This window comes from Corallococcus sicarius, assembly GCF_003611735.1.
GTDB classification, from domain to species: domain Bacteria; phylum Myxococcota; class Myxococcia; order Myxococcales; family Myxococcaceae; genus Corallococcus; species Corallococcus sicarius.
On record NZ_RAWG01000406.1, the window covers coordinates 1 to 6,953 of the forward strand.

Annotated in this window: 6 protein-coding genes; 4 read left to right on the forward strand and 2 right to left on the reverse strand. The window is 71.4% G+C overall.

Translation table 11 applies throughout. The features are described 5' to 3' along the window. Positions 1–31 precede the first annotated feature (31 nt). Together D7X12_RS37080 and D7X12_RS37085 are read left to right on the forward strand one after the other, a co-directional pair. Positions 32–985, forward strand: a complete 954-nt coding sequence (locus tag D7X12_RS37080) for an endonuclease/exonuclease/phosphatase family protein (RefSeq protein WP_244225011.1) — start codon at positions 32–34, stop codon at positions 983–985. A 111-nt stretch (positions 986–1,096) separates the two neighbouring features. Then, complete coding sequence (locus D7X12_RS37085) at positions 1,097–2,146, forward strand: GNAT family N-acetyltransferase (RefSeq protein ID WP_120629925.1); 1,050 nt, start codon at positions 1,097–1,099, stop codon at positions 2,144–2,146. Here D7X12_RS37085 and D7X12_RS37090 read toward each other — a convergent pair. Further along, positions 2,130–3,263, reverse strand: coding sequence for a hypothetical protein (locus D7X12_RS37090; protein ID WP_147443913.1), 1,134 nt, complete (start codon positions 3,261–3,263; stop codon positions 2,130–2,132). The two genes, D7X12_RS37085 and D7X12_RS37090, sit on opposite strands and share 17 nt — an antisense overlap. A 70-nt stretch (positions 3,264–3,333) precedes the next feature. On the opposite strand from D7X12_RS37090, the gene D7X12_RS37095 reads away from it, so the two are divergent. After that, positions 3,334–4,629 carry an APC family permease gene (locus D7X12_RS37095; RefSeq protein WP_120629927.1) on the forward strand — a complete coding sequence of 432 codons (1,296 nt, stop codon included), beginning with the start codon at positions 3,334–3,336 and terminating at the stop codon, positions 4,627–4,629. A gap of 141 nt (positions 4,630–4,770) precedes the next feature. Then, on the forward strand, positions 4,771–5,460 hold the full coding sequence (locus tag D7X12_RS37100; RefSeq protein ID WP_244225010.1) for an abortive infection system antitoxin AbiGi family protein: 690 nt from the start codon (positions 4,771–4,773) through the stop codon (positions 5,458–5,460). A gap of 9 nt (positions 5,461–5,469) precedes the next feature. Here D7X12_RS37100 and dbpA read toward each other — a convergent pair whose 3' ends face one another. Beyond that, complete coding sequence (gene dbpA, locus D7X12_RS37105) at positions 5,470–6,855, reverse strand: ATP-dependent RNA helicase DbpA (protein ID WP_120629929.1); 1,386 nt, start codon at positions 6,853–6,855, stop codon at positions 5,470–5,472. Positions 6,856–6,953: the final 98 nt, after the last annotated feature.

Consider the following 6,953-nt stretch of genomic DNA (forward strand, 5'->3'; position numbering starts at 1 on the left):
CTTCCGTGCGGCAGCCCGTTCGAACCTCGCCCTGTGCGGGCTCCTCCTCGCCTTCGCGGGCTGCGAGGGCCGCGACCCGCAGATCCTGCCCACACCGGATGCCGGCCCCTGTATCTCCGGCGCCTGCACCACGCCCGACAGCGGCACGCCCATCGGATCCGGGACGCGCGTGCGCATCGCGGCCTTCAACGTGCACCGCCTGTTCGACACTGTGTGTGATTCGGGCTCCTGCGGAGGCTCCAACTACGAGGAGCTGCCCACGGCCACGGAGTTCGCGCAGCAGGCGGAGCGGCTCGCCCGCGCCATCGCCGCGCTCAACGCGGACGTGGTGCTGCTGGAGGAGGTCGAAACGCAGACGTCCCTGGACGAGCTCCAGCGCCGCATCCCGGGCTTCGGCTTCGCGCAGCTCGGGGAGATTGGCACCGCGGCGTCGGTGGACGTGGCGGTCCTCTCCCGCCACCCCATCACCGACGTGCGCCGCCACCGAGACCGGTCCATCGTCCGCCCGGACGGCTCCTTCACGCGCTTCTCGCGCGAGCTGCTCGAGGTCCACGTGGACGTGGGCGGCGCGGAGGCCATCGTCTTCGCGGCGCACTTCCGCTCCAAGGTGGACGATGATCCGGGCCGCCGCATCGCCGAGGCCACCGCGTCGCGGGACATCGTCTCGGGCGTCGCGAAGGCCTCCCCCGGGGCCCTGGTGGTGTTCGGTGGAGACCTCAACGACGTGCCCGGCTCGGACGCACTCAACGCGCTGGAGCGGGACGGAGCCCTGCTGCGTGTCGCCAGCGACCGGCCGGCCAGTGAGACCTGGACGTATGTCTATTCAGGTCAACGTCAGGCCATCGACCACCTGTACCTCGCGCCCGCGACGGAAGGGGGCACCTACGTCCCGGGCTCCTTCCGCGTGGCACGCGAGGGCAACGGCTACGGCGGCTCCGACCACTGCGCCGTGTTCGCGGACTTCCTCGTCGAACCGGCGCCCTGACGCGCGGATGCACTCGGGTACCGGTTTCCCGCGCGCAACCCCTCCCTAAGTTCTCCGCCATGAAGGCAATGGCGTGGCGAAGCGCGCGGAGCACCTCCCCCGGAGCGCTCCATGGTTGAGGTGCGCACCTTCGAAGGTGACGCGGCGGAGGCCTCCTGGTTCATCAACCGCGTCTGGCAATCGAGCTATGGCAAGACGTCGCCGCTGCCCGTCTGGAGTGAACGCCTCATCGACTGGCTGCTCTTCCGGGGCGGACAGGCCCCGCGCGACTACCTCGTCGCGGCGTATGACCGGGGGACGCTGGTGGGCACCCTGTTCGCGGAGCCCGCGCGGATACGGATCGGCACCCGGGAGGTGGATGGCAGCTATGGGAGCCGTGCGAGCGTCGCCTCCTCCCACCGTCGGGAGGGAATTGGCGGGAGGCTGACGCGGGAGCTGTTCCGGCGCCACCGCGACCGCGGCGCGAAGCTCACCCTGGGCTGCGTGGCGACAGGCCCCCACGAGCCGGGCCTCTGGAAGCGGGCGAGGAGCGCGCATCCCCTCCATGGACTCGGGCTGTGGCTGCATGTCTTTGACGCGCGAGCCCTGGCCCGCTGGTCATTCACCGATTCCCAGCGGCGGCTGTTCACCCTGGCGCGGCCCTTCCTGTGCCAGGGCTTCCGCAAGGCGGGCACCGAGGGCATCCGCCCCTATCGCCCCAGCGACCTGCCCCGCTGCATGGCATTGGTCCACCGGATGATGCAGCCGGTGACGCTGGGGTACGCGTACACGACGGAGCGGCTGGCGCATCAGCTCCAATACAGGGACGTGCCGCGCACCTTCGTGCTGGAGCAGGACGGCGAGGTGCGAGGGCTGGTGAACAGCTACAGCCTCCTGATGACCGGCGTGGGGGAGATCACCGCGGAGGTCGTGGACCTGATGGCCTTCGACGACACCGTGTCCGCGGGCGACCGGCAGCGTCTGCTCCAGGTGGCCATGCAGGACATGGAGCGCCGGGGCGTGGCGTGCGCCGGAATGCTGCGCAACCCCTGTCTCCCGGCGTCCCTGATGTGGCGCGCCGGGTGGCTGCCCCTGCCCGGGGGCGCGAAGCTGACGTGCCTCGTGCCCACCTCCGGCGTGGAGCTTCCCGCCTCACCGCGGGTGTTCACGCACCTGCGCTGAGGCGTCCTCGGGCGCGGACCTTGTGCAGCAGCCGCGCGCCCCAGCCGAACACGGTCCGCACGCCCCCGCCCGCGCAGATGCACAGCGCGGGCAGCACGAGCAGCAGGTACTGCGGCCACTTGGTGCTCCACAGCAGGAGGAACACCAGCCCCACGCCCGCGCCCACCGCCCACACGGGCCGCTCGCGCCAGGTCCGGGGCGCGCCCACCACCGCCAGCGGCAGCAGCGCCCACGCGTTGAAGTCCGTGAGGTAGATGCCCTCCTGTGATTGCGACAGCCACGGGTCCACGAGGTACGCGAGCGGCTGGTACCAGGGCAGTGCGCTGCGCCGCACGTGCGCGCTGTGTGAATAGTCCCAGTGGAACGTGACGGACTCCCACAGCGACGCGAACGGCGAGGACCACAGCGCCGGGTTCGCGAGGAAGAACACCGCCGCCGTGGGCACGACGAACGCGGCCCACGCCTGCCACCGGGTCCGCGCCCCCGTCACCAGGAAGGGCAGCATCGTGAGCCCCCCCACCAGGCCATACGGATACTTCCCCGCCGCCGCGAGCCCCAGCAGCGCCCCGGACACCGCGAGCCACCCCGGCGCGAAGTCCTTCGCCCCACGCCGCGCGCGCTCGAAGGCCAGCAGCGCGAGCACCGCGAGCAGCCCCGGCACCGCCTCCAGGTACGCCTGCGAGGTGTACTTCGTGTGATACGGATCCCACGCGAGCAGCAGCGCGCCCAGCGGATCCACGGTGGCGACCAGCCCCACTTGAATCATCCCGGCCACGGCCGACAACCGCCGCGTCGCACGGAACGCGGGCCGCGCGGCGTCTGGTAGGGGTTGGCCCATGGGCACGTTGTCCCACTCCGGCTCGGGGGCCTCCGTCACCCGCACCGCCTCCGCGTAGAGCAGCTTCACCAGCGGCGGGTGCTCGAAGTTCTCCCGCAGGGCGCCCACGTCCCCCCAGCGGCCCTGTTCCATCATCCGGGCATAGTCGTAGGCGATGGGCAGGTAGACCGCCTCGTCGTAGTCCTGGGACAGCCGCTCCACGGCTTGCGTCCGTTGCCAGACGGCGACGAGGACAGCAACGAGTGCGACGAGGAGGGCCAGCAGGCGCGTGCGGGACACCCGGCACCGATATCACAATGACTGGCGGCCCCATGGCGCCGGCGGGCCCGGGTGTAGTGAACTGCCGCCCGTGTCCACCCACCCTGCTGCCGCCAATCCCAGACGCACCGTCGGCCCCTTCCAGCTGCTGGCCCTGGGCGTCAACGGCATCGTGGGCGTCGGCATCTTCTTCGCGCCGGCGGAGATCGCCGCCCAGGCCCCCGGGATGTCCGCGGTGTGGGCCTTCGCGCTGACGGGCGTGGCGCTGGTGCCGGTGGCGCTCGCGTTCGCGGTGCTCGGGCGGCGGTTCGACGCGGACGGTGGGCCCGTCGTCTTCGCGCGCGCGGCGTTTGGCGAACGTGCGTCCTTCCTCGTCGGGTGGGTGGCCTACGTCAGCGCCTTCCTGAGCACGTCCGCGGTGATGGCGGGCCTGGCGCGGGCGCTGGCGCCGTCGGTGGGGTTGGCGGGGCCCGTGGGCGAGCGGCTGCTGGCCTCCGCGCTGGTGACGTCGCTCGCGGCGCTGGTGGCGTCTGGCATCCGCGTGTCGGCGCGGACGTGGACGGCGCTCACCGTGGCCAAGCTGGTGCCCCTGGCGGCGCTGCTGGGCGCCTTCCTCTTCCTGCCGGCCGTCGGAGAGGTGCCGCCTCCCCTGCCCGCCACGGGAGGGTCCTGGCTGAAGGCGGGGCTGGCGGTGATGTTCGCCTACCAGGGGTTCGAGATTGTTCCCGTCATCGCGGGACAGGTGCGCTCGTCGGAGCGCACGGTACCCCTGGCGACGGTGGGCTCGCTGCTGGTGGCGGTGGTGCTGTACGTGGGCCTGACGTGGGCGTGCGTGGCGGCGCTGCCGGGGCTGGCGCAGTCGACGGCGCCCCTGGTGCAGGCGGCGGGTGTCTGGGGCGGCGCGGGGCTGGAGCGCTTCGTGTCCGCGGGCACCAGCATCTCCGCGCTGGGCATCTGCCTGGGGATGATGGTGACGACGCCCCGCTACCTCTCCGCGCTGGCGTCCGGGGAGCGTTCGCTGTTCGGGCTGGAGCGCATGTCGGAGTCGGGCGTGCCCATGCGAGCGCTCGGGGTGACGTGGGTGCTGGTGGTGGGGTTCGTGAACCTGGGAGATTTGTCGGAGCTCTTCGCGCTCTCCGCCATCGCGGTGCTGATGCAGTTCGGTGTCACCGCCGCCGCGCTCGCGGTGCTGTCGCTGCGGCGGGAGAGGAACCTGCGGCCGGCGCACGCGCTGCTCGCGGTGCCCACGCTGGTGCTGGGCCTGACGCTGGTGGCCTTTGGCGCGAGCGCACGCGAGGCGGCCGTGACGTCCCTGGCGGTGCTCGTGGGGCTCGCGCTCATGCAGCTGTCGCGGCCGAGGGTCCCGGCGCCCGGCCCCCAGCCCTGACGCAGGCTGCCTGTCCGTGGGGCGGGCAGGCCCGGACACAACCCATCACGTCGTGTTGCGCCCGGGTGACCGGGCCGGGAGACTCGGGCGGGGGTGTTCGGGTCGATGCTCGGGTATCAGGCGAATGCACAGTGGCGGGACATGTCTGACTTCGTGGTGCATTTCACGAAGCCCGGGCCCCCGTACCACGATGCCTACCAGAACATGATGAGCATCCTGGGAGCGCGCACGCTCATCCCGGGCGCGGAGGGTTTTGGCATCGCGCGGCGGGAGGCGAAGGTGGCGGACCGGAGCCGTTCGGTGTGCTTCAGCGAGATCCCCATCGATCAGCTTGGCAGGCTGGTGCAGCGCAGGAGCCTGTACGGCATCGCGTTCCGCAAGAGCTTCATCCTGTCGCAGGGTGGAGGGCCCGTCTGGTACGTGCAGTATGGCTCCCCGGCGCACCTGGCGATGAAGCACCAGTTGGACCAGGCGCTGGCGGCGAAGGAGCCGCACAAGGAGCCGGTGTGGGCGGTGACGCCCTTCGTGGACATCCAGGGGGACGCGCACAACGCGCCCTACAGCTACCGCTTCGACTGGGAGCGGGAGTGGCGCGTGCCGGACCTGCTGCGCTTCACCGAGTACGACGTCGCGGCCCTCTTCCTCCCGGAGGAGGTGCACACCCTGGCGCAGGACTTCTTCGCCTGGGCGGTGCGCGAGCGCGCGGGGCCGGGCTACTTCTGCCCCGTGTTGGATCCAGGCTGGAAGGAAGCGCAGATCGCCGAAGCGCTGGCGAAGCACGCGGAGGCGACGCCCCCGTCCTGGACCGAACGCAAGAGCGCGCCGGGCTGACGGGACGGGCTACGTCACCCGCTCGATGCGGTGCTTGCGGCCCTTGATGCGCCCTTCGCTCAGGCGCTGGAACGCCACCTTCACCACGCGCTTGGAGACGGCGACGAAGGCGTGGTGGTCGTGGATCTCAATCTTGCCCACCTCCGTCGCGGCCAGCCCGCCGGCCTCGCCAGTAAGCGCGCCCAGGATGTCTCCGGGCCGCATCTTGTCCTTGCGCCCGGCGGAGATGGACAGCGTCTCCCAGCCGGAGATGAGCGACACGCCCGGCATGTTCTCCGGCACCAGCGCGTCCACGTCGCCCTTCTCCAGCTTCACGCCCGTGGTGCCCTCGATGTCCTCCACCTTGCGGCTGTCCGAGCGCGTCACCAGCGAGATGGCCAACCCACGCAGCCCCGCGCGCCCGGTGCGGCCAATCCGGTGCACGTACGCCTCCGGCTGCTGCGGCATCTCGTAGTTCACCACCGCGTCCAGCGCCTCCACGTCGATGCCCCGGCCCGCCACGTCCGTGGCCACCAGCACGCGGGTGCTGTGATTGCGGAACTTCGCCATCACCCGGTCCCGGTCGAACTGCTCCAGGTCCCCCTGCAGCCCGTCCGCGCTCACGCCCGCCTTCACCAGCTCGCGCGTCAGCTCCACCACCACCGCCTTGAAGTTGCAGAACACGATGGCGGACGCCGGCTGGTGCTGCTTCAACAGGCGCAGCAGCACCCCCAGCTTCTCCTCCGGCTGACACGCGTACGCCACCTGCTGGATGTCCGGCGCCGCCTCCTCCTGCGCCAGCGACACCCGCACGGGGTCCTTCTGGAACGCGCGGCTGAGCTTCTCGATGTCGTCGGGGAACGTCGCGGAGAAGAGCACCGTCTGACGCTTCGCGGGCGTCGCGCTCAGCACGCGCTCCATGTCCTCGCGAAAGCCCATGTCCAGCATCCGGTCCGCTTCATCCAGCACCACCGTGGCCAGCGAGCGCGTGTCCAGCACCTCGCGGTCCAACAGGTCGAGGATGCGCCCGGGCGTCCCCACGGCGATGTGCACGCCCTTCTCCAGCGCCTCCACCTGGGGCTTGATGGGCGACCCGCCCGCGAGCGCCAGCACCTGCACGCCATTCAGCCGCCGCGCCAGCCGGCGGATCTCCCCGGCCACCTGCGCGCACAGCTCGCGCGTCGGGCAGAGCACCAGCGCCTGGAGCCGCCGGTCCTGGGTGAGCTGGATCTTCTGCAGGATGGGCAGCGCGAACGCCGCCGTCTTCCCGCTGCCCGTGCGGGCCTGGCCCACCAGGTCCTTGCCCTGCAACAACACCGGGATGGTCTGCGCCTGGATGGGGGTGGCGGTGCGGAACTCCAGCTCCTCCAACACCTGGAGCAGCGGGGGTGACAGCGCGAGCGCGGAGAAATCCATCACAGGGCCTCGGGGGACGGAGGCACGGGCGCCTCGGGGGGTAACGCGCGCCCTTGTAGCAGTCTTCAACGGCCGGACAAGCCCGGCCCCTCCCTACC

What these genes read in the sequence shown, in the direction of transcription:
- D7X12_RS37085 (WP_120629925.1), top strand. Translation starts at nt 1,097, where the DNA reads ATGGTTGAGGTGCGCACCTTCGAAGGTGACGCGGCGGAGGCCTCCTGG.
- D7X12_RS37100 (WP_244225010.1), top strand. Translation starts at nt 4,771, where the DNA reads ATGTCTGACTTCGTGGTGCATTTCACGAAGCCCGGGCCCCCGTACCAC.
- dbpA (WP_120629929.1), bottom strand. Translation starts at nt 6,855, where the DNA reads ATGGATTTCTCCGCGCTCGCGCTGTCACCCCCGCTGCTCCAGGTGTTG.